At 47.5% G+C, this 24,321-nt stretch carries 17 protein-coding genes; 10 read left to right on the plus strand and 7 right to left on the minus strand.

The features are described from left to right. Positions 1-105 precede the first annotated feature (105 nt). Positions 106-3,264, minus strand: coding sequence for a T9SS type A sorting domain-containing protein (locus GC130_RS01740; RefSeq protein WP_151996529.1), 3,159 nt, complete (start codon positions 3,262-3,264; stop codon positions 106-108). Between the two features lie 224 nt (positions 3,265-3,488). Here GC130_RS01740 and GC130_RS01745 point away from each other — a divergent pair, with 224 nt between their 5' ends. From GC130_RS01745 to GC130_RS01765, 5 genes are all read left to right on the plus strand, one after another. After that, positions 3,489-5,621, plus strand: coding sequence for an alpha-amylase family protein (locus GC130_RS01745; RefSeq protein ID WP_151996530.1), 2,133 nt, complete (start codon positions 3,489-3,491; stop codon positions 5,619-5,621). Positions 5,622-5,722: 101 nt separating this feature from the next. Beyond that, positions 5,723-6,214, plus strand: a complete 492-nt coding sequence (locus tag GC130_RS01750) for a hypothetical protein (protein ID WP_151996531.1) — start codon at positions 5,723-5,725, stop codon at positions 6,212-6,214. 113 nt (positions 6,215-6,327) lie between these two features. Next, positions 6,328-8,382 (plus strand): hypothetical protein, encoded by a 2,055-nt coding sequence (locus tag GC130_RS01755; protein ID WP_151996532.1) that lies wholly within the window; start codon positions 6,328-6,330, stop codon positions 8,380-8,382. Positions 8,383-8,555: 173 nt separating this feature from the next. Then, complete coding sequence (locus tag GC130_RS01760; RefSeq protein WP_151996533.1) at positions 8,556-8,942, plus strand: hypothetical protein; 387 nt, start codon at positions 8,556-8,558, stop codon at positions 8,940-8,942. A 241-nt stretch (positions 8,943-9,183) separates the two neighbouring features. Continuing rightward, positions 9,184-11,097: a potassium transporter TrkA gene (locus GC130_RS01765; RefSeq protein ID WP_151996534.1), complete on the plus strand. Its 1,914-nt coding sequence runs from the start codon at positions 9,184-9,186 to the stop codon at positions 11,095-11,097. A 29-nt stretch (positions 11,098-11,126) separates the two neighbouring features. Here the strand turns inward: GC130_RS01765 and GC130_RS01770 are convergent, their stop codons facing one another. Then, complete coding sequence (locus GC130_RS01770; protein WP_151996535.1) at positions 11,127-12,407, minus strand: hypothetical protein; 1,281 nt, start codon at positions 12,405-12,407, stop codon at positions 11,127-11,129. A 134-nt stretch (positions 12,408-12,541) separates the two neighbouring features. Here GC130_RS01770 and GC130_RS01775 point away from each other — a divergent pair, with 134 nt between their 5' ends. The 3 genes from GC130_RS01775 to GC130_RS01785 all read left to right on the plus strand — a co-directional run bounded on the left by GC130_RS01775 (position 12,542) and on the right by GC130_RS01785 (position 15,649). Further along, the gene (locus GC130_RS01775; protein ID WP_151996536.1) at positions 12,542-14,290 is read left to right on the plus strand and encodes a PQQ-binding-like beta-propeller repeat protein; all 1,749 of its coding nucleotides are present in this window, start codon (positions 12,542-12,544) and stop codon (positions 14,288-14,290) included. 78 nt (positions 14,291-14,368) lie between these two features. Then, positions 14,369-14,926 carry a Crp/Fnr family transcriptional regulator gene (locus tag GC130_RS01780; protein ID WP_151996537.1) on the plus strand — a complete coding sequence of 186 codons (558 nt, stop codon included), beginning with the start codon at positions 14,369-14,371 and terminating at the stop codon, positions 14,924-14,926. A gap of 75 nt (positions 14,927-15,001) precedes the next feature. Then, positions 15,002-15,649 carry a hypothetical protein gene (locus GC130_RS01785; protein ID WP_151996538.1) on the plus strand — a complete coding sequence of 216 codons (648 nt, stop codon included), beginning with the start codon at positions 15,002-15,004 and terminating at the stop codon, positions 15,647-15,649. Here GC130_RS01785 and GC130_RS01790 read toward each other — a convergent pair. Continuing rightward, complete coding sequence (locus tag GC130_RS01790; RefSeq protein ID WP_193217731.1) at positions 15,633-16,166, minus strand: trans-aconitate 2-methyltransferase; 534 nt, start codon at positions 16,164-16,166, stop codon at positions 15,633-15,635. The two genes, GC130_RS01785 and GC130_RS01790, sit on opposite strands and share 17 nt — an antisense overlap. Before the next feature lie 62 nt (positions 16,167-16,228). On the opposite strand from GC130_RS01790, the gene GC130_RS01795 reads away from it, so the two are divergent. Both GC130_RS01795 and ttcA read left to right on the plus strand, forming a co-directional pair. After that, positions 16,229-16,576: a hypothetical protein gene (locus tag GC130_RS01795; protein ID WP_151996540.1), complete on the plus strand. Its 348-nt coding sequence runs from the start codon at positions 16,229-16,231 to the stop codon at positions 16,574-16,576. Between the two features lie 71 nt (positions 16,577-16,647). Then, positions 16,648-17,457, plus strand: coding sequence for a tRNA 2-thiocytidine(32) synthetase TtcA (gene ttcA / locus GC130_RS01800; RefSeq protein ID WP_151996541.1), 810 nt, complete (start codon positions 16,648-16,650; stop codon positions 17,455-17,457). Between the two features lie 183 nt (positions 17,458-17,640). Here ttcA and GC130_RS01805 read toward each other — a convergent pair whose 3' ends face one another. The 4 genes from GC130_RS01805 to GC130_RS01820 form a co-directional block, all read right to left on the minus strand. After that, positions 17,641-18,978, minus strand: coding sequence for a TrkH family potassium uptake protein (locus GC130_RS01805; RefSeq protein ID WP_151996542.1), 1,338 nt, complete (start codon positions 18,976-18,978; stop codon positions 17,641-17,643). A gap of 250 nt (positions 18,979-19,228) precedes the next feature. Further along, entirely contained in the window at positions 19,229-19,906 is a 678-nt protein-coding gene (locus GC130_RS01810; protein ID WP_151996543.1) for a response regulator, read from the minus strand. Beyond that, complete coding sequence (locus GC130_RS01815) at positions 19,899-21,041, minus strand: ATP-binding protein (RefSeq protein ID WP_370455730.1); 1,143 nt, start codon at positions 21,039-21,041, stop codon at positions 19,899-19,901. The genes GC130_RS01810 and GC130_RS01815 overlap by 8 nt, the downstream gene beginning before the upstream one ends. A 650-nt stretch (positions 21,042-21,691) precedes the next feature. Further along, positions 21,692-24,085 carry a caspase family protein gene (locus tag GC130_RS01820; protein WP_151996545.1) on the minus strand — a complete coding sequence of 798 codons (2,394 nt, stop codon included), beginning with the start codon at positions 24,083-24,085 and terminating at the stop codon, positions 21,692-21,694. Positions 24,086-24,321 lie beyond the last annotated feature (236 nt).

The raw sequence follows: 24,321 nt of genomic DNA on the forward strand, positions 1-24,321 counted from the left end.
GAAGAGATGGAAAAGCCATTTTTGGAAGACCGGGAGACGGGAAAAGATGAGCGGAGCTTTCCCGTAGAAAGAACCAATCGACAATCAGAGAATTAAGCGGTGGTGCTACTTTTTAATCAGTTTGAAGACTCTGTTATTTTCAGGCGAAGTAATATAAAGGACGAAGATGCCCGGCGGCAGCTTTCTAACATCAGCCACAAGATCGTCGCCCTGGATGGAGAACGGAATAGCCAACAGCTCTCCGGACAGCCGGAAGACTTTCGCTTGTGTCTTATCAATACTTTTTAACCCACGTATATGGACTTCATCTCTTGCAGGGTTCGGGAAAATGGTGACCGACTGGAGCTTATTTTCAAAGGTAGCTTTTCTGACCTCTGAATAGGTAAAAGTGCCATCAAAGTCTGTTTGTTTTAGCCGATAGTAGGAGGTGCCTGGCAGCGGATTTGTGTCGTAATACAGGTAGTTTAGCACCTTTTCGGAGTTGCCAGCACCGTTCACTCGTTTTATTTCTTTATAGGCTAAACCGTCGGCAGACCGCTCCACAGAGAAAAAGTCGTTATTCGTTTCTGTGGCCGTTTCCCACTCCAGCTTCACGTTGCCATTCTCTTCTTTTATTACAAAGCTTAACAACTCTATAGGTAGAGGAGCCTCACTCAAATCTGTGCTACCCACTGTGAAATAGAATTCCGATCCCGCACTGAAGTCATTATCAAAGGACACTGTTTGTGCCGTATTATCGTAGGAAAAAGGATAGACGATTGAAGCATTTGTAAAGTCGCCATCATCGTCAACCAGTAAGGCAGTATATGAAAGGTCATTTGTGCCAGGGCCAGCCGAGCCTTCCACGCTGATCATATCAAATTCAAGATTCACGGTTCCGATGGTTCCGGTTTTTTGAGCAAGCCAAACTCTCTCCAGTCTCGACACTATTCCCGAAGGCAAGTCGGTGGAGCCGGTGCTTTCCAGGGCTGCGTTATCGTTGCCCCATACGAGGTAGTCATAATTAGCGCTGAATCCGCCACCATTGTCCATCGTCAAAACACTTCCCGCACTTTCGCTTTTGGATTTAGTTTGATTCAGCCCTGCCGGATAATCCCTTCCTATTCCTGCCACATTGTTGTGATAGGCATTGTTGCTGGAGTAGTCCCAAATAACGGTGCCATTGTTAGCTATGTAGTCACGTTCGTCTATCAGTGCAGTTGCTCCATCATCCACGCCCGTCCTTGTTATTCCATATTTCACCGCCAGCATCGACTCTATCTGGGCTTTTTCCTCTTCGGTCATAGTGGAGTTGTACACTAACACCTCACTAATCAGCCCATTGTAAAATTGTGTACCACTGCTTCTGGCTCCTATTCGGAAGTTGTTAGCTCCTGAGTTGCTGTAGGTCGCATTTCCAGATAACAGCGCACTACCGCCATTACTATGGATACTCACAGCACTTCCATTGCCCAAATGATCGATTCTACCTATTACGGGATCGTTGTCGGCCAGTTTTTCACCATAATAGGCCGTAGGGTCGGCAAGACCGATCCAGCTGCCACCTGCGCCCAAAAGTGTGCCATATGGGCCGAGATGATCCATGAGCAAGGCATGATTATCGGTGCCGACGTTCCAGGCGAAGATGGCCCCGTCGCCATCGTCGAACCGGCCGACCCAGAACATTTCAAAGCCCTGCGTGAAATCGAGGTTCACTCCGGAAACATTGAAGTAGTCGTTGGAGGTTTCAATCGCTGGGTTGAAATTGATTTGGTCAGCACTGTAAATGGGGTTATTGACAACAGAAACCGAATAGCTGTTCAGGCTTCTATCTCCCCATGAGGTAATGGTGCAGCCGTCGGAGATGCAGTTGGTGTTGTTGGTAACACTCAGCCAAAGTTTCAGGGCTCCTACAGGGCCACCTGGGTTAGGGGTGACAAGATTAGTGGCCAGGGTAAAGTAATCGCCCTCGCTAAAGGTAACGCCAGTGAAGGTGAGCGTATCACCTGATATGACTGCACCTGTAGTATGTGGGGTAACGCCAGTACTAAAATCGGTATCTGAATTCTTAATGAGCAGTGCGTAATCTGTTTCATCTCCCGAATTTCCAATGCCACCTGTTAAAAGGAACCTGACTGAAACAGCGCCCGGTGTGCCTGTCAGGTCAGCTCGCCAGATTCTTTCGATTCTGTAGCTGTAGCTGGGGTGGATATTGGTCAGGGTTGTTGTAGTGGGGGCACCGTCATTTCCCCACACGAGAAAATCAAAGTCGCTGGAAAAGATTCCTCCTTTTTCTACAATCAGTTGATCGCCGTCGTTGATAGACCTCGTCTGGCTCAAGCCCGAAGCGTCATCTCTGCCGATCCCAGCGACGCCACTGCTATAAGCCGAGTAAGCCGACACGGCGTCGAATATTGTTGTTCCGTTCGACGCAATGTAGTTCTGAGGAGTTGTCTGATCCAGCCCAATGCCGTATTTAATGGCCAGGTAGCTGTTGATTTTCAGAAAATCTGTAGCTGACGGATACTGCGAATACACTATTACTTCTGCAATATCGCCATCCAGCCCACCGTTGGTGGTTGTGGCATGTCGCCCAAGCCGCATGTCCGGCGGAGTGAGGGCATTCGTGTTGCTGGCAATGGTGGTTTTAGTGCCGCCATTGAGGCTTAAGCCAAATTCAACATTGTAGTCTCTATGGTATTCGGCAATGTACCTGTTTCCTGCCGACACCGACCTGGTAGGGCCGCCAAGGCCGCTCCCGTTGTTATAACGGGTTTGATAAAGCAGGTTGGGGCCTGCAATGAATTTGAGGCTGGTTAAATCATTTGTACCGGTAGTCCTGTCAATGATGTAGTCGCCACTTCCATCAGTGGTTCCTCCCGTCGTAATGCTATTGGGTTCAAAAACGATGAAGTAGGTATAGTCGCTCGTAGAGCCAATGCCGAATGTTGCTGTCACATCAAGAAATTGGTTTTTGGAGAAGGTGAGTACTGGGTTGAAGTTGGCAACCCGTGTTCGGTATATGGGCCTATTGGCTAGTGTGGATTGACTGAGATTGTTAGATGAAGGCGACTGATCATTCCATTGAGTGGTGGTTTGGCCATTGGTGGCCAGGGTTGTTCCTCCATCGAAATAGACGCTGGCATCGGCTTTAAGCCAAAGATTGAGGCCAGTGGAAACACCGCCCGGGTTTTGTGCCAATGCGGCAAAAGGGAAAACAAGTGCGAAGGCAAGTAGCAGAAGGAAAGTTCGGGCGTGAGAAGCCAATTTCAAAAGATAAGTCACTAGGTCAGGTATTTGCTCAATGGTAAAATAAGCAATCGTTTTTAATAAGCTGACATTTTTTCGATGGGTTTGTGGTATGAATCGATAAACTACTCAAAAAAGCAGGCCCAATTTAGCGATTAGGCAACATTGTTTAATGCTAAAAAGTCCACAGGCAAGTATCAATTGAATCACTTCCCCACAAAGAGCTATATTGCCCTACTTTTAAGAAACCCCTTTTTCAAATGAAGAATGCCATCTATGTAGCATGCTTTTTTTCCCTGGCGCTCACACTTTCCTGTAGCAGGCAGGTAACAAAAGAAGCGCAGGAGACAACCACCTGGCCCGACTCAATTCCCTGGTGGAAGGCGAATAACCTTCGCACTATGCAGACCAATCTCCCTGCCTATGAGGCTGATCTTAATGTTGACTCTCTTATCAATGACCTCAAAGGCTTCTCAGTGAATACGTTGATCATCAATGCCGGTGGCATTATGGCCTTTTACCCCACCAAACTGGAAGACCAGTACACGAACCCTTTTATGAATGAAAATATGCTGGGTGACGTAATCAGTAAATGCCATGATAACGATATCCGAGTGATTGTCAGGTTTGATTTCAGCCGGGCGCACGAGAGCATTTTTTACAGGCATCCTGATTGGTTTTATTTGTCGCCAAAAGGAGAGCGGATCAGGAACGACGATATGTATGTGATTTCCATCAATGCCCCGTATGAGCAGCAAGTCCTGTTCGACATAGTGGGTGAAGTGATAGATATGTATCCTATCGATGGCATTTTTATTAACATGCCGGGTTATCAAACACGAAATGCTTATGAAGGTGTTTATCACGGCATAGACCAAAATCCCTACGATAAAGAGCGGTTTATGGCGTACAGCGGCATGAAGCTGCCGTTGGTCGAGGACGACAAAGATCCGGCGTTTCAAAAATACCAGGAGTTCAAGAAATTCACTGTGGACGACCTGATGAAGCGACTACACAACGTGGTCAAGGCAAAAAATGAGCAGATCGCCATTTGCACGTATATGGGGAATTATGTTGACATCATCAGACATGAGTCGCACCCAAGTGGCCTGCCTTACTGGCCCTATTCGGCCTCTGACAATGTCAACAATGTAGAAAACAGCTACCCTGACCACATCGTAAGCAACGCAAGTATCCAACAGATTTCTTTTCAGTCGAGGTACAACGCCGTGGAACCTGAGGAGTCGGCCATCAGGCTGTATCAAAACATAGCCAACGGCTCAGGGCTCGACATGAGCATTATGGGCGACTTTCAGGGGAATGAAGACGAAAGAAGCTATGCCGTATTCAGGGAGGTATATGCTCACCACAAGGCTTTCGAAAAATACTATGGCCATTATGTTTCCCCGGCCGAAATCGCCCTAGTATCGCCGGGCTATTGGCCTGGTGGAAAGCCTATGCAAGAATACAGAGGCATTCAGCTAATGCTGAAGGAGGCTCACCTTCAATTTGACCTCATAGAAGATGCCCAATTGTCGAAGCTGGGAGATAAGATGAAAGGCTACAAAGTGATCATTCTACCGGAAATTGTAAACCTGGATGAGCAGGCTCTAGCTGTAATTAAGGCAGCAGTTGCAGGCGGCACACACCTGATTGCTACCAATCAGTCGTTGAGCGGCAACCCGGATGCGTTGCTTGAACTGTTTGGTGCAAAGGCTATTCAGCCAAATCATGATGGAGCGGGATATTACCTGGCCCCTGACAACAAGTCAATCTTTAAAAGCTTTGATTTACAGAGTCTTATTATGTTTAAGTTTAATCTGGGCTTTTATAATTTTGACCAGGCCGACGAGACTTATTTGCCCATTTATACACCCGGCAGGCCTGGCCCTCCGGAGAAAATAGGTGGCCATGAGCCCACAGGCTACAAGGCCGTTGCTGTGAAACATCATCCAGCAAGCAAAGCTGTTTTGATGCCCATCAACCTGGGCAGACTGTATTATATACATGGCTATGAGGAGCATAAGCAAATACTGCTTGATATGATCAATTACCTGGAGCCTAACATCAGTGATTTGCTAACGACCAATGCTCACCCGAGAGTAGAAGCCGTGTTGCAAAAATATGTGGAGAATACACCTGAAAACTTTGGTAGCCAGGACGAAGACGGCGTCATTTTGCATCTGGTGAATATTACAGGGTTTAGTGGCAATACGTTTTTTGAGCCTTTGGAGGTAAGGGATTTGGAATTCAGGATACGCTGCGACTTTCAACCGGGACGCATTTTTACCATGGCAGGTCGGCAACCGGTAGAATACAGCATGAACAGTGGCTACATTACTTTTAAATTGGATAAGGTTGGGCAATATGAGGCAGTTGTCGTAGAAAAGTAACGAAAAGTTATTCAGGCGAAAGCACATATATTTTCTTTTCACTGACGCAAGATATTCTGAGGCTTTTGCGTAGCTTTCATCAACCAATGATTTTTAAAACTATGAAAACATTTTTTTCTGTTATTTTATTGTCCCTCACTGCCCACCTGGCCATTGGGCAGGATGATGGTACTAAAACCGAAAAATTCGGCAATGCTACTATCGACAAATACATTGCCTCCGTTACTGAGTTTGCTGGCAAACAAAAGGGGCTGTCTTCGACCCTGGCAAAGCTGGATGGAGATGTTGATAAAGCGTCAAAGGAGGAGGACGAGAGTGCTATCGATGGCCTGCTCACCAGGTTCAAAGACCTCGAAGGCTCCTACAAATCCCTGGATGCGGACTCGAAGCAACTTTCCAGTGAGGGAACGAGCGCTTCGAAGGCCAGCTCGCAGTGCGGCACCAAGGCTCCAAAATGCGCTGAGGGAGTGAAGAAGGCCACCGCATTGCTTGATGGTTCGGCCAAGGCTATTGTTACCGACAAAATCAAAATGACTGAGCTAAAAGCTAAGGCCGAGGCAGTCAAAAAGAAGTTTGGCGGTTCGGGGGAATGACATTCTAATCATTAAGCAATTGTAAAACGCTATGATGCTTCAATCATGGCGTTTTTTTGTTAGTTTCAGGTATGCTGAGAAATTGTACTCTGTTATTCTGCCTTCAGCTGGCGATGTTTTACGCAGCTGCCCAAACCATCAATTACCCGGCGGAAATTCCCGGAATGGAGCGCTTGATTGTGAAGACCAAAGACGTGCTTGCCGCCAATGGAGTCGACGACTATGATATAATCATTGAGTTTGGAGGCCATGCCACCCTAAAAATGGAAGGCTACCGGATAGACTGGAGTGGGAATCAGACGATCATTTCAGCCAATGACTTCTCGGGTGCCCGGTACGGCCTCCTGGCTTTTACCGAGGAAATTGCCAACGGTCGGAAACCAGACCAAATAAATGGAAGGCAGGTCAACCCATCCATGGAAGTCCGGGCTATCAAGTTCAACCTGCCCTGGGATGCCTACAGAGAAAGCCTCAGCATGGACTACCACCTGAGCACGTGCCGGGATTTGAAGTTTTGGGAGGCATTCCTCGATATGATGATGGACAACCGCTTCAATCAGCTGGCTTTGTACAACATGCACCCTTTTCAATACATGGTGAAGTTGCCCAACTATCCGGAAGCCAGTCCTTTTACCGATCAGGAAATGGCCGACTGGCAGGTGTTCTGGAAAGGGCTGTTCCGTATGGCCAAAGAAAGAGGGGTTGAGGTATTTATTGTCAACTGGAATATTGTGGTGCCTGAGTCTTTTGCCAAACACCACGGCGTGAAAACCCTCAACGATACTTCGCAAGTGGTGAGGGACTATACAAGAGAGGCGGTGACCGCTGTCATTGATACCTACGACGACCTGTCAGGCCTCGGTGTAACCCTGGCCGACTGGATGACAAAAATGACAGCAGCAGAGCGGGAGGACTGGATTGCAGAGACGTTTGTAGCAGGCATGAAAGCGGCAAACAGGCCGGTGAAGTTTCTGCACAGGGCCGTGTTGTCGGGCTCAAGCAATGAAATGAGAAGGATACTGGATGCTGCTGATTTTCAGGATCCTGTGCAGGTAGAAGTGAAGTTCAACTGGAGCCACGGGCATTCAACGCCAAAGCTTTTGATCACCCACGCCAGCGAGTCAGGCGCCGTGAATACCGGCTATTGGAATCCGGCCCCTGAGAACTACAAAATAGAGTGGATGGTGCGCAACGAGGACTTCTTTATTCTCCGGTGGGGCGAGCCAGACTTTATCCGTAGCCACATCAAAACCAATACAGCCGACTTCATGAACGGGTATTATATTGGTTCTGAGGGTTATATACCTGCTTTCGAATACTTCACCAAACCCGAAATTGGGCGCACCTGGAACTACGCCTTCGAGCGGCAGTGGTTGTTTTACAGTCTTTGGGGCAGGCTGCTGTACGATATCAACACGCCTGATACGGTATTTGAAGAACAGTTCAATCGAAAATACCGGATGGATCAAGGGCGGCAGATGCTGCATGCGTATAAGCTGGTGAGTAAGATGCCTTTAAGGCTGGCTTCGTTCTTTGGCTCTACCTGGGACTACACACTTTACGCAGAAGGCTTTATGTCGCCGGTGACGCCTCCGGGGTATGGTTTTGATGATAAAGCCTCCTTCTTTATTTCATTGGAAGAGCTAATGGATCGTAAAGTGCTGGATCCAGGCTACCTTTCTATCAAGGATTATGTGGCTATTCAGGCTGAAAAGGAAAAAGTGGCCGAGAACAAAAAGACGCCATTGGACTTAGCAAACGAATTGACTGCGAATGCGACGGAGGCGGACATGCTGATAAGGTCTTTGGCTGCAAATGGGTCAGTTTACACCAGCGAATACAATCAGGAAATAGATGATTTGCGGGCCTGGTCACTGTTGAGCCGCTATTTCGCCAGGAAGCTAGAAGCGGGGGTTTATCTTGGGCTTTTTAGAAAAACCGGAGACACCTCCCAAAAACAGCAGGCCGTCAGCGCTCTGGAAGAGGCTCTTGTTACCTGGAAAGACCTTTCGGAGGTAACCTCCAAAAACTACATCGAAGTGCCCTACATTGTCGGCGGTGTTTTTGGCTTTCAGGATGAAAGGAAAGATTACTTTTCATGGAGAAGCCTTATTCCGGAAGTGGAAAGAGATATTGAGGTGGCTAAATCTGCCAGTTTTCAAAAGTGACCTTTCGAGAAAACTATCCTCAGAATAAGTAATCTCTTTTTGGAGTGAGAGGCCACTTCATGCGTTAAAGTTTCGAAAACGCCCTTCATGCCTTTCGGGAAGACAAAATATAAGATTGGTATTCCATTTCTTTAACCAATGCTAAATCCCCTATATTTACATTTTAGTCAAAAATGAAAGTCAGGGACTACATATTCACACGCAAATTCCTCGCTTACTTCCTCGCCCTCTATTTGCTGAACTATAGCATCGATGGCAGGGACGCTCAGCCTGATCATGTGGCCGAGGATTTGACCCACAACGATATTGAGAGTATACTGGAATTTGCTCTGGAGTCAGTGCTCGGTATCGAAAATGCCATGCAGGAGCACGATGAACAGGATGGCGAAAATGGGAACCTGGTCGTTCACCAGGTAGTCTACTGTCAGCAGTCAACTCCCATACCAACAGCGTTCGACAGCGACTTTGTAATCGTCGTTCATACCTTCAAAAATCCTTCTCTTCACATACCTCAAAACTTTCTGGAGATCAGCTCTCCACCTCCCAGGATCAGCGCCTGACGCCAAAGTTTCCTGAGTTCAGCTTTTAGCTCTTGCATTTTTGCATCATATTGAACTTGAGGAATTTTGGTGACCTGCTCCTGTAGCCAAGATGCCATATTGAGACTAACCGGTAGCCTGATAGGTTATTTGTGTTGCTGGTATAGTCCATCGATATTTTTCCTTTGTGGCGAATTTCGGAGTAGTAGAGTGCAGACAAAAATGTTTTTCTAAGGCAAATTCTGTCAAAAAGTTTCTTCAAATGAAAAATTACCCTTTTCGGGAAAAACTAAATTATAAGTTCGATAATTTGATGTCGGCCGGTCCGGTGGCCCTCATAACGTATCTCACTATTTTCTCTACAGTTATACTTTCTGTTTTTACCTGCATTCTCTTTTTTGCTAACATTCATCCCGATGAAGCCCTGCCCGACGGCTATATCAATATACTATGGTTCGGCTTGATGCATACGCTTGATCCTGGCACATTGGCAGAGCATGAGGGCGACTGGATTTACAAGTTCTGGATGTTTGTGGTCACGGGTTACGGCATCATAGCGCTCAGTACACTGATTGGTTTGATTTCAAATGGAATCATGGACAAAATTGATCGACTGCGCAAAGGAAGGTCCCGTATTGTTGACGAGGGCCATGTGTTGATTCTTGGCTGGTCCTCGAAAATCTACACTATTGTTTCTGAACTGATAATAGCCAATGAAAACCAGAAGCATCCTCTTATTGTGATTTTGGCTGACAAGGACAAGATCGAGATGGAGGACAAGATTCGTGATAAAATACCCGACCATAAAAACACCAAGATTGTTTGTCGAACCGGGGATCCGATTGACCTGCATGACCTGGACATCGGCAATCCCTCAGGATCAAAGTCAATCATTATTCTTGACAAGGAGAATGAGAATTCAGACAGCCAGATTATTAAGACAATTCTGGCAATTACCTCGAGCGATACCAGAAGGGAAACTCCCTACCACATCACCGCTGAGATAAAGCACACCGAGAATTATGAGGTGGCCAAGATGGTAGGGAAGGAGGAAGTAGAGCTGATTCTTTCGGATGAATTTGTATCGAAGGTGATGGTGCAAACTAGTTTGCAATCGGGGCTTTCTGTTGTTTACACAGAGTTGATGGATTTCGGAGGGGACGAGATCTATTTTATGGAGGAGCCAAAACTCATAGGCAAAACCTTCAGAGAGGCCATTTTTAGCTATGAAGACTCGGCTATCATTGGCATGCAGTCGGCCGACGAAGTCGAGATACTGATCAACCCACCGATGAACAAACTCATTCAAAAGGGAGATAAGCTCATTGGTATTACCGAGGATGACGACACCATGGTTGTTTCGGGCAAGCCGTTTGTGATTGATGAGCAGCAGATAGTGAGGAGAGAAAGAAAACCAAGCGTCGTGGAGTCTATTCTCGTTATTGGCTGGAATCACAAAGCTAGCCTTGTGATCAGGGAATTGGATAATTATGTGGATGAAGGATCCACTGTTCATATTATTTCAAAATTTAAGCTTAGCGAAGAACGCCTGGCTAAGCTTCAGGCTGCTTTAGTGAATATCCGGTTGGAATTTCAGCACAGCGACACGACTGACAGAACAGAGCTTGAAAAGCTCAATTGCCAGCAGTACAATTACATTATCATGCTATGCTATCAGGACGACTTTCCTCTGCAGGAGGCAGACGCACAAACACTTATTACGCTTCTGCATCTCAGGAATATACTGGAAAGTGCACCGGCAAAAGTGAATCTGGTTTCGGAGATGATGGATATCCGCAATCGCCAGCTGGCCGATGTAACCAGTGCCGACGACTTCATTGTGAGTGATAAGCTACTCAGTTTGCTCATGACCCAGGTGGCGGAGAACAAGTACCTGATGCGTGTCTTTGAAGAGCTACTGGACGCCGACGGGGCTGAAATATATATCAAGCCAATTACGGACTATATCTCCCTGGAGGCAAACAGCATGGTGACGACCAATTTTTACACGGTGTTGGAGTCAGCTGCCCGCCAAAATGAAATTGCTATCGGCTACCGCCGGATGGCGGATGCAAAAAATGTGGAGATGGGCTATGGAGTGGTGGTCAACCCGAAAAAGTCAGACCTGATAGAGTTTAGCTGGAAGGACAGAGTAATTGTGATTTCGGAGAGCTAGTTCAATGTTTGGGGAAAAGAGCAAGGCAGCTAGAAGTTTTCTTCAAACACCAGCTCCTTATCTTTTCCCCAAAGCTTTACGTAATTGATGCTCCCGGTTCCCTGAAACCGGAATTTCAAACCAACTACCTCGACCGGCCCAAAATGTAGGTTCAGGCTGTCGTATGCCAATTCATCGTTGATAAAGAGCCGTCCGGTCATATCGTTCACCTCATACCTCACCTTTACCCAATCTGAGAAATTTACTCCCAGGGGTGTGGGGTCTTCCACTTTTCCATCCACGTCGTACAGCGCCAGGCCGGAAATACAGCCCTTGATGGCAAGTGGAACAATCAGTGCCCCTCCTGCCAGCAGGAGATGAATCTCAGTATGCTGACAAATGCCTGCGCCTTCTCTGAAATCATTCCGTATTTCTGTTTCGAACACCAAATTGTCGGACTTCACTCTGTCAAATGGCCTGACATAGAAATAGGATGTCCAGGGCGTTTCTGGTTGCAGGTGAATATTGTTACTGGTCAGCTTTTCAATTGGAAGCGACAAAGCCCCATTGCCTTTGATCACATCTTCCACTTTGAAATACACCGGCACCTTTTCCTGCTCCACCAAAGGTAGCCAACCCATTGAGGTGATATAAACGGGGTGCTGTTTCACAATACTGTCGTTGACTACCAGCTTTGCCTGGAAGTAGCCAGGGTAGTAGTAGATAGAGGTGTGCACCTTTTTATCGTGGGGTACCTGCTGGCGAAGCCTTTCGTCCCAGCTTTGTTGGATAAAGACCGTGTCGGTGGCGCTGGCGGGCGATGCATCGTAATCGAAAATCACAGAATTGGGCACACCTTCTGACACTGCCTGCTTACTGCTGAAGCTGAACAGACTGGCATCAGGCAGAGGCTTTACCTCTTCCTGGTCTTTGTTCGAAATATAAAACAGCAGCCATGCCCCCAATGGAAGTATGATGAGAAGTGAAACGATAATGCCAATGGGACGCTTTTTTTTCGCCGGGGCTGAAGCATGCTTTTTTTGGATGTCTTCTTTCGGCAGGCTGCTGGCGTATTGATAGGCCTTCCAGTTCTCATGACCAAGGTACTGAGCAAGTGCATTGAGTGTGGTAGCTGTTGGCTTGCTTTGGTAGTCGATAGTGCCCCACAAGCGCTTCAACGTAGCCACGCTAAGGTTGGTGCCAGTGGCAGCATGGACCTTGTCACTAAGTGCCTTGAAATCGTTGGTAGTCCACGCTTCGCCAGGCCCCCAGTTGAGCTGCCTCTCTATTTCAACAAGACATCCTTTTATATTGATATCGTCTGACTCCATGCCCAAAATTTAGCTGAATAGGGTTAGAAAAAATAGTTGAACCGACTTGAGCAGGTTTGAACAGACAAGTCCGGGCGTTTTTCGACAGTCTGTCATTCTTTTCGATTGATTTGTTGAAACCAAAACTCAAAAGTATGCAAAGAATATTACTTATTCTGCTGGCGCTCGCAGCACTTCCCAACCTAATCATTGCCAATGGCTCACTCAACCATCCGCAAATCAAATGGAGGTTTGAAACAGGTGCTCCCATCAGAGGCACAGTTTCAGTTAGCAATGGCAAGCTTTACTTCGGAAACTCGGCGGGTACCTTATACTGTCTCGAAAAAGTGTCGGCTAAAGAAATCTGGCGCTTCCAGACAGAAGGAGCCATTGTTTCGCAGCCTCTTTTGGTGGGCGGAAAGGCCATTTTCCAGGCGAGAGACAACAAGGTGTATGCTATTGATGCCGGTACCGGAAAGCTTTCATGGTCATTTCAAATGGAAAAGCCTGTTCCACACACCTGGGGCTGGGACTATTACGATGCGTCGCCGGTTGCTCACGGCAGCAATGTGTTGATTGGTTCAGGAGACAACAATCTCTATGCGCTCAATTTGCAGAGTGGAAAACTTGCCTGGAAATTCTCTACAGCTGATAAGATAAGAGCTACACCACTTGTGAGCGGGAATAAAGTATATGTACCTGACTTCAATGGATTTCTTTATGTGGTGAATGCCACAAGTGGTGAAGAGGAAGGGAAATATGAGACGGAGGGCGTAAGTTACTACAACAAAGTGTATGGTTGGGACAGAACATCGCTGATCTCCAGGCCAGCCATGAAGGACAATCAGGTGGTCTTTGGTGCAAGAGATGGTGGCTTGTATAGTATTGATGCCAGGTCGCTGAAAAAAAAATGGAGGTTTACTTACGGATCCTCCTGGGTCGGGAGCTCGCCAACAATTGATGGAAATACGGTATATGTTGGGTGGTCCGATGCGCTCGCTGTTTCCGCAGTGGATATGACAAGTGGGAAGGAACTGTGGAAATTCGATGGAGGATCCTATTTCTACTCCACACCAGTGGTGGACGAAAAGCATGTGTATATCGGCTCGTTTACCGGGTTGGTTTATGCATTTGAAAAAGCAACCGGGAGGGTGGTGTGGAAGTACCAGACTGAAGGTGCTGTGATGTCGTCTCCCATTATTGAAGAAGGAACCCTCTATGTTGGGAGCGACGATGGTTCCCTGTATGCCTTTGAAGAAGGAGACGAAAGAATGCTTGCTGTCTATTACCCTGAACTGAGGGCGCAAAAAGAGATGATAAGCTCAGAAATGATTTCACCATACCTGGAGCCCTTGGGCTATGCCCGGCTGGATACCGCTACGCTTACCACGTTCATGAGAGATCGGATTGCCGATAAAAGGCAGAGCAGCATCATATTTGCCCATCAATATATGCCTAGGGCGGTGGTAGGAAAAGAAGCAGGGGGAAGCCTGTTGAACCAATATATGGAGACAGGCGGCAGGGTAGTCTGGCTTGGTTATTTCCCTAACTATTGGGTGACCAACAAGGATTTCAATATTGTGGCATCCAATGCCCAGTACTCCGTCGATTTATTGGGAATAAATTTTGATGTCAATATGGACTTTGGTGTTTACCACGCAAGGGCAACGCCAGAAGGCCACAATTGGGGGCTCCCTGAGTCGTTTGCCTCTTTGGGCTCTTCGATCTTGGGTGGCGAGGGCATTGTGCCGCTGGCAGTGAATGAGCATGGGCGGGTGGCTGCTTTTTGGAAGCCAATTGGTAGTATGAAAGGTGGCTGTATTTCGTTTTGTTCATGGCACTATATGCCGATTCGCCAAGCCGATTTGGAAACAATAAGAAAGCTGGCCGAACACGGACTTTAAGGCGGCGAGATTTGGAGAGAAGAACGAGATTAGCAAACTTGGCGGCAGCAACAACCAAAGCTCAAATTCTGCCAGCCAATGTTTGCAAGCATAACCAAATCACTGCTTCAGTTACATCCTTTTTCGGCGCATGAGCTCGACCTGATCACAGTTCGTGTTGATACCACTCCGCTGAAGAAGGGGGAATTCTTACTAAAAGCGGGACAGATTTGCGGAGGCGTTCACTTTCTTGACAGGGGAAGCCTGGTTCAATACCGGCAGCAGGATGACACAGATACTATCGACGGTCTCTATTTGCCTGGCGACTGGGTAATTGATAACCTTAGTTTTGTTTCCAGAAAACCAGCGCTGGCCAGCATTGCGGCTTTTGAAGACTCGATGGTGTTTGGCCTTGGTGTCAGGGCAATTCATGAACTTATAGGCATTTCTCCAGTTTTCTTTGTGCTCGGGAAGCTTCTTGAGCACAACTTCATTGGGGTGGAGGGCAAGTTAAGTACCAAATCGATCGACGAAAGATACCTGGAGTTACTCGCCAACAGGCCATTGCTCTTTCAGGTATTTCCCCTGAAACACATTGCATCGTATCTCCAGATCACACCTGAAACGCTAAGCAGAGTCCGCTCCCGCATTAAGTAATGCACTTCTTGATTGCGATCAAGTGGTTCCATTTGCAAATCCTTTATTATTGTTCATCATTCAAAATAACGAAAGATGGACAGAAGACTGGAGAAATCAAGCGGAGTGGCCATTATCATCGGCTCAGTATTCATGGTGCTCACAATGGTGTTGCATCCTACAGGCGGCGATGCAGCCCACATCAGACAAATGTCTGACATCACCATCGCCAGCCACTCTCTGGCAATTCTGTCAATCATTGTGCTGTCCTATGGCATGGTAGGACTCGCAATCAAGCTCAAATCCGACATTGTCTTGTCCTATGGAGGTGCAGTGCTCTTTGCCTTTAGTGCTGTAGCTGTGATGATGGCAGCGACATTGAATGGCCTCGCAGTACCATTTTTCCTGGAGCGAATGGGTGAGATCACCAGCGAAAACAATGACATGATCAGAGCTGTGCTGATCTACAATTATTCACTCAATAAAGCTTTTGACCTCGTCTTTATCCTGGCTTTGTCTGGCGCCGCCATACTTTGGTCGTGGGCCATCGTGAGAACGGGGTTGTTAAAAAAGTGGCTAGGATTTCTCGGATTGGTGGTTGGCATCCTGGCCATTGCCATGACGCTTTTCGGTTTCGTTTTTACCGATTTGCAGGGCCTTCGCATTTTTATCGGGGCTTTTGTGGTTTGGCTTGTTGCCGTTGGTGTGGCGTTGGCCAGGAGACCTGCTACCTTGCAGGCCTGATGAGCACACTGTAAATACCGCCTCTCTGAAACTGTGAAGGAGTGGTGGCCAGCCTGGTAGCAAATCCCGCCGATGTTTTGGCTAACAAATTACTCAGCGAATTGAAACTTAGCGGATAGGGCACCCACGTATTTCCTCTGTCCGTGTCATATTCTACCACGATCAGCCTGCCGCCTGGCAGCAGGCTGTCCAGCACTTTCTTAAGAAAGTCTTCCTGATCCTTCACATAATGGAGAGAGTTTGCCATCAAAAGGCCATTCACGTTCAAATCTTCTGAGCGCAATGTGGTGAAATCTGCAACCCTGGTTTCGATACGGGTGGTGCCCTGGAGGTCGTTTTTGGTTGGGGAGAATGAACTGCTTTTATCAATAGCAGTAACAACACTGCCAGAAGGCAGCATTGATGCCAGCGCTCTTGTGAACAGGCCATTGCCAGCACCCAAATCAAGCCAGGATTGGGCATCCCCGGTGTTGGACACGCCATTCTCTATCAGTTTGATTGCGGTGCTTAGTTCCATTTCTGTGTGGAAACTAAACATCGAAAGCCTGAGAAATAGTTTATCTTGTTCATAAAAACATCATGGTACTGAAAATCATCAATTCAATTCTCATCCTTTTCTCCGTCTACATGGGTTTCAAGCATGGCTGGGGAATGGTAAGTGCCGATCCCAAAATGCTTGAGATGTTTGGCAAATGGGGCATGAGTAAGCATGCCATTATCATTTTTGGTGCTGTGGGTATTTTTGCCACAGTATTGATTCTGTTTCCCAGAACCTTCTTTCTGGGTAATTTTATCACGGCTGCTAGTCTTTTGTTAATTGTGGCCCTCTGCCTGCAGCAGCGTGACTTCAAAACGGCTCTTATTGAGTTACCCTTCATGATTTTGCCCCTTGTTATGATTTATTTAAAGCACCCATTGGCTAAATAAAAGATTGACGGTCGCTGTAATCCAGAATTCAGGGTTTAATTTTGTGCAGGAAAAAGCAATTTGAAGGCAGCATGTTGTCAGAGCTAGAACAAGAAAAACTAATCAGGCGTTTGCACAAGAAGGTGTGGGCCGTGCAGGAAGACTTCGGTATTATCGAGGCGGGCGATAAGGTAATGGTGTGTCTTTCCGGTGGCAAAGACAGCTACACCATGCTCGACATGCTGCTGCACGTTCAAAAGTCGAGGCAGTACGACTTCGATATCATAGCCGTGAACCTCGATCAAAAGCAACCTGGCTTTCCTGAGGAAGTGTTGCCCAACTATCTAAGTGACCTTGGTGTTGAGTTTCGTATTGTAGAAAGAGATACCTATTCGGTGGTGGTTGATAAGGTGCCGGAAGGAAAAACCATGTGCAGCCTTTGTTCCAGGCTCAGGAGAGGTATTCTTTATACCATAGCTGAGGAGCTAGGTGCTACAAAAATTGCACTGGGACATCACAGGGAGGATGTACTGGAAACTTTTTTCCTCAATATGTTTTTCAGCGGCAAGCTCGAAGCCATGCCAGCGAAGTACCGTACCGACGACGGTAAGCATGTGGTGATACGCCCGCTGGCCTATTGCAAAGAGGAAGATATCATCCAGTATGCTGAACTAAAGCAGTTTCCGATCATTCCCTGCAACCTGTGCGGCTCTCAGCCCAATATGCAGCGCAAGGTGATCAAGCAAATGATGAAGCAATGGGAGCAGCAATTCCCCGACCGCACGGAGATCATGCTCACAGCGTTGAAGAACGTTTCACCATCCCATTTATTCGATAAGGATATTTTCGACTTTGATGAGCTGGTTTCGAAGGTCGGAAGGGTAGATGAGTTTGTGCCGTAGGCTCCTCCCACACAAGGAAACGACCGAGTTGATCACATCTGAAAGGCAGATGGACTGCTCAACATCACTGGCACTTTTCCGCCCTGGCACCTTGCTGGGTATGTGAGAAGCTATGGTGATTACCTTGTTAGTTTCGAAATAAGGCTTGGTGAGTAGTGACCAGCATCCACCAGCCAACTCAGTCTAAAGAGCCAGGTCGGCTTCGCCGGTTTTTGTGGTTATTTCGCTTTTTCTAGCCAGAATAGCCAGCCCGAACGTTAGTACGCCCAGACGCCCCACGAACATCGTAAAAATAATTACCACTTTACCCCATGAGGTAAGGCCGCCTGTGATGCCCGTGCTCAAACCCACGGTCCCAATAGCCGATGTGGTTTCAAACAAGATTTGGTGCAGCGGAAAATCTTCAGTCATAGCCAATAGAAATGTTGACATAAACAGCACCATAGCGTATAGCATAAAAACAGAAGTGGCCACATACAACCTTTCCAGTGGAATCACTCTCCCGAAAAAAGTAACCTGTTTGTGGTTTCTGATCCTGTTCCACATAATGGCCACCAGGGCGGTGAGCGTTGTCGACTTCATGCCCCCACCTGTTCCTGAAGGCGAAGCGCCCACATACATCAGAAAAGTGGTTACCAGCAAAACGCCCAAACAAAAATTTCCAATAGGAACAGTATTGAAGCCTACTGTTGTAAGCGCCGTCATGGACTGGAAAAAGGAGGCCATTAGTTGATCCTCTCCCAAATGGCTAATCGATGGTTCAAAATAGTAAATCATAACAGTACCCAGTACGAGAAGCAAAATGGTGACGCCAAATATCGTTTTGGTCGTGAATGTTATTGCTTTTGTTTTTCCTGAAAGCCTGTTCCAAAAATCGGTGACCACAATGAAGCCCAGCGAGCCACAGATAGCCAAAACGGAAATGAGTATATTAAGGAACGTGTTACCGGCAAATTGCTCAAAACTGTCGTTGTACAGGCCGAAGCCAGCGGTGCAAAATGCCGAAACACTGTGATAGATGCTGCTCCATACGGCGAAATTGGGTTCCACACCAGCCCGGATGAACGCTATGTAAAAACACAATGCCCCAATGGTTTCAATAACAACCGTGAAAATGATAATGGACTTTAAAAAATCCCTGATATCAAAGCCTTTTGGCATGGCAAACTCGGCATTCAGCACCCGCTGGTGCCAGTGCGACAGTGGGTTCTTTTTGGAAAGAAGCACAAAAGAGGTGAATGTCATGTAACCGATGCCGCCGATTTGGAACAAGGTCATGACGATGAACTGCCCCAACCAATTGTAGGTGTCAAACACGCTCACTGTTACCAGGCCTGTCGTTGAAATGGCAGAAGTGGCAATAAATAAACTATCCAAAGCCGATACCGCTTGTTTGTGGACGAACGGCACACACAACAGAAGCCAGCCCATAAAAGTATAGCTCAAAAAACCATACAGCAGGTTTTGTTGTGGTGAAAGCGTCAGCTGAAATTTCCGGTATTTTTTAATTAGCCTATGCATGTCTGTTTATGAATGAAAATGTTTTGCGCAGGTATAAAGAGCAATTGCAACGCCCACTGCAATGATAGCAGGCCAAATCAAGTGCCTGATTTCCCTGTACCAATCGTGAATGGAATCGTAAAATTTGTGATTGTCTTCGTCGTAGAAAAAGTTCATTTGACCCTGTAGCTACCTGCTACTACAAAGGTCGGGCGGGAGGGGTATGTGAAAAATCAAGGTTTAGCAGCCTGGCATAAAGATTTCATAAAGGCTATTGAAACCGATAGCCAACGCCGCTTTCGGTAATGATGTGCTGAGGGTTGTTTGGATTCTGCTCAATCTTTTTGCGAAGTGTGCCAACAAACACCCTCAGGTATTGGGTTTCTGTTTGATAGGTATATCCCCAAATTTCTTTCAGGAGATATTGGTGTGTCAACACTTTCCCTTCATTCTTTGCAAACAACGACAGCAAATTGTATTCGGTAGAGGTGAGCTTGACGATGGTTCCATTTCTTTTCACCAGCCGGGCAACCAGGTCAACCTCAATGTCGCCACAAATAATCACGGCATTGTTTTCGGTGTTTTGGCTTCGCCTGATGGCAGAGCGAATCCTGGCCAGCAGCTCACCGGTTCGGAACGGCTTGCTCAGGTAGTCGGTGGCTCCGGTATCAAGGGCGGAAACAATATCGGTTTCGTTGTTCTGAACCGAAAGGATGATAATAGGTTTGTCGTACCATTCTCTAAGCTCCTTCAGCACCTGGTGCCCGCTTTTGTCAGGCAAACCAATATCCAGCAAAATCAGGTCTGGCGGATGGGCGGCCGATAACATCAGCCCTTCCTGCCCGGTAGCTGCTTGCACGATCTTATAGCCGTTGCCTTCCAAATTAATTTGCAGCAATTTCCTGATTGGCGCTTCGTCGTCGATGATCAGTATCTCAGCCTTATTCATTGTCCATGTCGGTATTTTGGGAAAACTCACAGGGAATCTCGATGGTGAATTTCGCTCCGCCCTCAGGCAGATTTTCCAGCAGCACCTGTCCGTTCATGGCTTCTGTAAAACCTTTTACAATGGGCAGGCCCAGTCCCGTGCCGCCTGATGCCGCATTTCGAAGCCGGTAAAATTTATCAAATACAAAATCAATTTCATTTTCAGGAAAGCCATTTCCGTTGTCTGACACATGAATGACGCAGTGCGTTTCGCTGTGAGTCACACCAAGGCTAATAGTGGAATCGTTGGGTGTGTGGTGCAATGCATTGTGAATGAGATTGTGAAGTATTTGCTCAATCAGTCCGCTGTCTACTTTAAACAAGGGCAAGTCATTGTCGGGGGTGAATTCAATTTTATGCTGCCCGGTATCATCGGTGTTGTCTTTGATGGCGGAAAACACCAGCTCATTCATATCGCACCAGTCAGCTTTGGGCTGAATAAACCCAGCTTCAAGTCTGCTCATACTCAGAAGGTTTTCAACCTGCCTGTTCAGCCGGATGCCCGCCGTTTCAATCGCTGCATACAGTGCTTGTTTGTTGGCTTCCGAAAGGTCGATTTGACCGTCTTTTATTGTGTCGACGGCGCCGATAATGGTGGAAATGGGTGTTCTCAATTCGTGGGACAATGAGTTGAGTATCGTGTTATAAAGCTTTATAGCCTTTGCCTTTTCTTCTTCATCTCTTTCCTTCTGCTCAAACTCCCTGAATTTGTAAGTGAGCACAGCATTGATGGAGGCAATGACAAAATACATCAGAAACATCAGGCCATCTTCGGCTGTTCCGATATGGAAGGTGAGCGTGGGTGGGATAAAGAAAAAATTCCAAATCAACGCACTCAGCAGGGCCGAAAGCATCACCGGAAGGATGTCGAACAAAATAGCATTAAGTGAAACAGCCAGCAAAAGTATCAGTGCCACAGCGCTGTAGCCGATAAAATCAGTCAACAAAAAACACGCAGCGGCGGTCAATACAATAAGTAAAACGCTTATCAGGTATTGATTTCTTTTACTATAGTTTCTTGTTATTAGTATGTCCAGCTTTTTTGTTACAAAGGTAGCTACTGGCGCATAAAGATTTTGTAAAGATGTAGGGCCGATGAGCGCTGATAAGGTTGGTGCCGTTTACAAAGCCCACTTCAAACCCTGCTAATATCCATCATTAATCGCAGCGGATCAGCAGATGGAAACCATTGAAACTACGTCATTAACGATACTTCACAAACCATCTTTTTTAATGCTTCACACCCGACAATTGGCCACTTGCAGCCACTCAGCTCACCCTACGGTATTCCTCGTATTTTCACCTTTTTTAACGTAGAGACCTGGATGAAGGGAAACAGGACTGGCTTTGCTGAGTCTGAGCTTGGGTAGACAGCCATGGCTCATAAATTTTTTTCAGCTCCCAAATTTGCCTTGGCAGGCTGAAAACCAGCACCTATATGCCGTACCTACGGCACTCGCTGTAGATGTGGTTGCTATCGGTTGAGCTGACCGTTATGTCGTCCCTACTGGACTAACTAGGTTGTCAGGCGTTGGTACGGCGGGGAAGGCCATTGAGCAGCGGCCGTCAGCCGCCGGAGTGATGGCAGAAAGGCAGCTATTTAAAGAAGAGCAACCTCTCAGAGCCGAATGTAATTAAAGGGGTTACTCTCACCACTCTGCAAGTGTAACCCCTTTAATGATCAGAGCGACAAAGGTCTTTATCCATAGTGACGATATCCATTTAGGGCCAGCAGAAGCCAGGCACTCTACTTGTCATACACCACCAGCGGAAAATCGTTGCCATAGGAATAGCCTGAAGGGAATTGTGGCTTTCCCTTGTGGGTTTGCGATAGCTCTGGTACCCGTGATTCTACCCACGCACTCAGTTCCTTGATGGTTATCTGCTGGTCGGCATTGGTGCCGTCGGCAGCGCCTGCCAGTCCTTCCAGCAACGCATAGGTAAACACCCCATGCCCCAGCGATTCGAACTCAGTGGCAAATTGCTCCGAACCTGCCGCCATCAACCAGAACGTGCCAGTGCTCCTGGCCAGCCGGGCAATAGCCCTTTCCTCCGCCGCACCCCTCGCTGCGACGGCACCCAGGGCGGCAGCCGACTGGCATGCGTCGAGGATATAGACCTGCTTTTGGGCGTTAATGGTCTGAGCAATGTCTTTGAGCTCGTTAGCAGATAAGGCCTGTTCAAACAGCTCTTCGTCTTTGCCATACAGGTGGGTAATGTTGTGCGGCACCAGGAAAAAGTCGGACGGACGTGTGCCGCCTTCCGACATCACACCGTGGCCGGCATAGTAGAACACAAAAAGATCCTGTTCGTGTGCCGATTGACCAATACTTTCCAGCGCTTTCATCACGCCTTCCCGGGTAAAGTCACCATTGCGAATAGTGATGGTTTCCACCTCGCTGAATACACCGGAGGCGCCTTGCTCCATCGTTTGTGCGAAGGCATCAGCATCGGCAGTGGCATAATTGAGGTTGTATTTCGGGTTCAGGTAGCTGTCAACCCCAACGGTGAGCAGGTATAGTTTTGGTGGATCATCACTTTTGCCCTGATAGCGCACCACGAGTTTTTTCTTTTCCGACTCCAGGCCATCAGCCGTTGCTGCCACCGCATAGAAGTAGTTTTCCTCCCCAAATGTAGTAGTCAGGTTCACATCAAAATCTGCTGTCCCTTTGACGGGCTCAGTGCTGCCCACCAGCTTGTTATTGTGAAACAGCTTGAGCTGACTGGCATTTTCAACGTTTTCGGTTACTTCAAGGGTGATGGACGAAGCCCGGGTGGCCGACTTCACCTTCGGCATTTCCTGGGTTTCCGAAATGGCTGTGCCATTGAAAGACTTGATCCTGAGTGAAGGCACGCTTGCCATCTGTGCTTCCAGGTCCACTTCAGGGATGGCGGCTTCACCCGTCATCAGCTCAGCCAGCAAGCCGGGACTGAACTGTTGATTGAAAGTGCTCTCCAGCTTTGTCCGGGTAAGTGATTTCCTGGCCGCCCAGTACAGCTTCTCCGATGCATCGGCAGTGCCGTCGAACCGGCCATCTCTGGCCACTACCGCCAGGCTGCCTCCGGCATCCACAAAGATGTAACCGACGATGGCATTCTGTGAGGCGCTGTATATCTGATTAATATTATCACCGTAGGCATTGACGAGCACCTTGTCGTCGCTAAGGGCGTAATGTGGATGCGCAATGTATGTTTTGAGGTTGAGCTTGCGGTTTCTTTCGTTCAGGCTCACTTTGGTGGTAAACACCTTACCGCTGCCGTGGATGTCGAAAACACTGAAGCCACGGAAGCCGACTGTGCCCAACACCTTGTCTTTAACCCTAAGAAAAGTCAGGTAGAAACCAATGTCGTCCCGCTGTTCGTTGGACTTGCCATCCACTACGCCAAGAATAAATAGCTCGGTACCAGCGTCGGGGTTGCCGGGAGGCGCATGCCTCAGCACCGGAACAGAGATGGCTGTTTCTACCGGCCTGTTCTTCCATCCGATAACCTGGCCTTTTTCAAGGTGGTCGTAGTCTCCCAGGTAGATGCCTTCGTATTTCCGTAGCAGTGTACCGGTTTCATACACGTATTCGAGGGAGTAGCGCTTCTTGAAGGCACTAATGGCAGGCGTAATCAGTATTTTCTTTTCAAAAGGACTGAACGAAGCGATAGGGATTCTTTTGTCGAGGGCAATGGTGGTGGTCAGGCTTTTGGTAGTGGCGTCCCAAATGAAGACCTTTTTGTCAGATACGATAGCAAAGTGATTACTCACAATCCCTATATCCGTAGTTTTGATAAAATCTTTGGTAGTCTGTGTAAGGGTGGTTTCACCGGTTTCGAGGTCTACCAGTCGAAAACTGCTTTCTTCCACAACCAGGATGCTTTGCTGGTCTTGTGTGAAAACGATCTCTTTAACATCTCCAATCTCTATTTTGAAAGTTTTAACGAAGGTGGTATGTAGCAGATCTAGTACGCTGAGCTCTCCGTTGCTCAGCAGAAAGGCCGCCAGCTTTTTATCCGACGACACTGTCATGCCCAGCTGCCGGGCCTGAAGAGCGTCTTCATCATATTCCAGCCGGGTGGCGTCTACTACCTGACCTTGAAGGCTCCATGCAGAAAGCAGTAACAGAAAAAATATGGAACAGGTGAGCTGTTTCATAAAAGGAAGGTAACAAATTTTTGAAGGCTATGCCAGTAAAGAACGGTTAGGAATACAATCGGATTAGTTATCACCGTGGGAGTAACCGATCAGAGGTTGGGTCTTATTCTCTGATTACAGCCACCTCTTCCACACCGGCGTCATATCAAACCGAGGAACGAGAGAGATATCCATAGGTGATGGCACTGAGCCGGACAAAGACACTGAGTTGCCGTCGTCAGCCGCCGGGGTGGTGG

The organism is Imperialibacter sp. EC-SDR9 (assembly GCF_902498805.1).
In the GTDB taxonomy this organism is placed as follows: Bacteria; Bacteroidota; Bacteroidia; order Cytophagales; family Cyclobacteriaceae; genus Imperialibacter.

Coding starts and splice junctions, on each gene's coding strand:
- GC130_RS01770 (WP_151996535.1), bottom strand. CDS start 12,407: ATGGAGTCAGACGATATCAATATAAAAGGATGTCTTGTTGAAATAGAG.
- GC130_RS01785 (WP_151996538.1), top strand. CDS start 15,002: ATGGACAGAAGACTGGAGAAATCAAGCGGAGTGGCCATTATCATCGGC.
- GC130_RS01760 (WP_151996533.1), top strand. CDS start 8,556: ATGAAAGTCAGGGACTACATATTCACACGCAAATTCCTCGCTTACTTC.
- GC130_RS01765 (WP_151996534.1), top strand. CDS start 9,184: ATGAAAAATTACCCTTTTCGGGAAAAACTAAATTATAAGTTCGATAAT.
- GC130_RS01775 (WP_151996536.1), top strand. CDS start 12,542: ATGCAAAGAATATTACTTATTCTGCTGGCGCTCGCAGCACTTCCCAAC.
- GC130_RS01810 (WP_151996543.1), bottom strand. CDS start 19,906: ATGAATAAGGCTGAGATACTGATCATCGACGACGAAGCGCCAATCAGG.
- GC130_RS01755 (WP_151996532.1), top strand. CDS start 6,328: ATGTTTTACGCAGCTGCCCAAACCATCAATTACCCGGCGGAAATTCCC.
- GC130_RS01745 (WP_151996530.1), top strand. CDS start 3,489: ATGAAGAATGCCATCTATGTAGCATGCTTTTTTTCCCTGGCGCTCACA.
- GC130_RS01790 (WP_193217731.1), bottom strand. CDS start 16,166: ATGGAACTAAGCACCGCAATCAAACTGATAGAGAATGGCGTGTCCAAC.
- GC130_RS01750 (WP_151996531.1), top strand. CDS start 5,723: ATGAAAACATTTTTTTCTGTTATTTTATTGTCCCTCACTGCCCACCTG.
- GC130_RS01820 (WP_151996545.1), bottom strand. CDS start 24,085: ATGAAACAGCTCACCTGTTCCATATTTTTTCTGTTACTGCTTTCTGCA.
- ttcA (WP_151996541.1), top strand. CDS start 16,648: ATGTTGTCAGAGCTAGAACAAGAAAAACTAATCAGGCGTTTGCACAAG.
- GC130_RS01805 (WP_151996542.1), bottom strand. CDS start 18,978: ATGCATAGGCTAATTAAAAAATACCGGAAATTTCAGCTGACGCTTTCA.
- GC130_RS01795 (WP_151996540.1), top strand. CDS start 16,229: ATGGTACTGAAAATCATCAATTCAATTCTCATCCTTTTCTCCGTCTAC.
- GC130_RS01780 (WP_151996537.1), top strand. CDS start 14,369: ATGTTTGCAAGCATAACCAAATCACTGCTTCAGTTACATCCTTTTTCG.